Origin of the sequence: Shewanella sp. SM20 (genome assembly GCF_025654545.1) — a bacterium.
GTDB classification, from domain to species: Bacteria; Pseudomonadota; Gammaproteobacteria; order Enterobacterales; family Shewanellaceae; genus Shewanella; species Shewanella oncorhynchi.
Window position 1 is genome coordinate 1 of sequence record NZ_JAKKRK010000114.1, and the last position, 2,210, is coordinate 2,210.

General features: G+C 37.6%; 2 protein-coding genes and 1 pseudogene. 2 read left to right on the plus strand and 1 reads right to left on the minus strand.

Going from position 1 to position 2,210, the window contains the following annotated elements:
* Positions 1 to 207, plus strand: a pseudogene (locus L5M18_RS23035) (IS3 family transposase); the annotation flags it as partial.
* 21 nt (positions 208 to 228) lie between these two features.
* Here L5M18_RS23035 and L5M18_RS23040 read toward each other — a convergent pair.
* Positions 229 to 1,593, minus strand: a complete 1,365-nt coding sequence (locus L5M18_RS23040) for an LA2681 family HEPN domain-containing protein (protein ID WP_263198711.1) — start codon at positions 1,591 to 1,593, stop codon at positions 229 to 231.
* Between the two features lie 453 nt (positions 1,594 to 2,046).
* Here L5M18_RS23040 and tnpA point away from each other — a divergent pair.
* On the plus strand, positions 2,047 to 2,210 hold a 164-nt coding region (gene tnpA, locus L5M18_RS23045), incomplete at its 3' end, for an IS66 family insertion sequence element accessory protein TnpA (RefSeq protein WP_411569281.1).

Sequence of the window (2,210 nt, forward strand, 5' to 3'; positions counted from 1 at the left end):
CACAGTAAGCTCAATTTTGTATCACCGAGTGAGCGACATGCGATGCAAGATAAAGCGATTTTATCTAAGCGTAAGGAGGTACTAGAAGAAGCAAGATCAAGAAACCCTAAACGCTGGCCAAACGGTATAAGGAACTGTGACGTTATCGGTGAGGTAGTGTTGAACCCAGAAAAAGAGTCTGAAACTGAAACAAGAAATGCAGCTTAAAATTTAAGTAAAGAGTGCCAACTACCTTGAAAAACACCGAGGGTCTAACCAATAAGCTTCTGAGTTACGCTCCGTGCTTTTGGGGTTTGAATCTCGAATATCTTTAAGAATGTAGAATAAGGCGTGCAAAAAATAGTTGTCACTATTAGCTAAATCTCTATGTGGTTTAAGCTTTCCATCTTTCATTTGACCGAAAATATTGTGGAAATAGACTTTTGAGTCGATTTTATTCAGATCGTAGAATGAGTTTAGAAAATACGCTATTTTATCGAATATAGAGTACAGTGCCTTGAATGAGCTTTTGTAATGTTGTGCCTTTAAATTAGTCAATGAATGAGAGAAGTCATCTACTTTCTCATACGTTTCATTGAAAAAGTGTTCTTGTTCATTAGGGATGTTAATTGATGAAAAAAATAGGTATCTTGCATAGCAGTAATCATTCTTAATTTCATCAAAATTACCATGATAAACAAGATCTTCATGTTGCGTTAATGCACGATTAATTGCTTGGGTAAAGCTAGGGAGGGTGAAGCAATCAGTGTAAACTAATTCAGTAGTGTAATAATCATTTAGTTCATTAAGAAACAGCCGATTGTCACCACACCATTTGAGATATTGTTTTTGTTTTTGTGACTTAAAGTCTTCTTTGTAGCTCTGAATATTTGCAAAATCTTTTTCGTCACTACGTTCTTCAAACCATATTTTAAAACGCATGAAATTACTATTTTTGTCAAACACTGACTTATGGTTTTCTTCTAGTGTTTCAATGTGTTCAAGACCTAAGCAAATAAGTTTATACGCTTCATAATAGTGATACTTAACATGGTATTCGTCATATATATTCTCAGCAAGAAAGAGGGCGTTAGTTGCTTTGGCAATCATTGCAACTGGGTTTAAATCAATATCTAATGCATTGTCCCAATGTTCTAAAGCACATATAACTCTTCCTTGACGACTTAAGTAATTGGCTAAGTTAGTCTCGATTCTACTTCTTAGATTTTGATGATTAGCGTTTGGGTACTCAATCGACATAACTACATATAAAGCTTTGCGATAGTTTACTATCGCAATACCAAGATCTTCTGAGTACCATGCACTAGTATGGTATCTATAGAGTTCGGAGTAGCAGTTTGCTAACGTGTAGAAATACCTAGCCTCGATAAATGCGTCATCAAAAACAAATTTCCCTTGATCAATTGATTTTGTAAAGCCTAATAACTTTTCTTGTGTATTAGTGTTTGTCGCGTCAATAATCAACTCATCAGCTCTAGATTCAAATAGTCCAATAGCTGCACTATCGATTAGAACGTTTGTATTCTCTTTTTCCATATATATGAGACCATAGACAAAAATTACATCAAGCAGGAAACCATAGTATTGCTTCATGGTCTATACACTTAGTCTTTTTTTGTGCTTGTCTATCGGATGAAATCCATACTTTATCTAATACGTAAAAGTCTGAATAGAGTAAATAGCCTAACCAATTTCTTGTCCCAAAACGAGTCACATATCTTCTTTAAAACAAATAGGCTACACCGATGTTAAACAGGAGAGCCATGGTGATTAGCGAGACGACCGTCCGCCCCATGGACGGGGCGGTCGAGCATCCACGGATGGACTAGCTGCGTGTCGTCGAGCAAATACCATGGCTCGCCTATAATTCAGCGCTTTCAGAGCCAACTCAATTACCTCGCTTGCTCAACATCATTCCTATTTGATGATCAGTAAATTTGGTGTGTAACCCACCCACCAATCGTAAGCGTAACGCCAACCACACATTCCAATCCTAACTGATCAACTTTACCCTGTCTGCCATTATCAACTGCCAGGGTAATCATCATGCACCGTACCAAAGAACAATGGCTGGCCTTGTTTGCCGAGCAAGCCCAAAGTGGTCTCACCCAAACTGAATTTGCAAAACGTCAGGGCATCATTCCTACATATTTTAGTTATCGCAAGCGTCAGTTGTTGGCGTTTCAGGATGATGACGGTGGCTTTGTTGA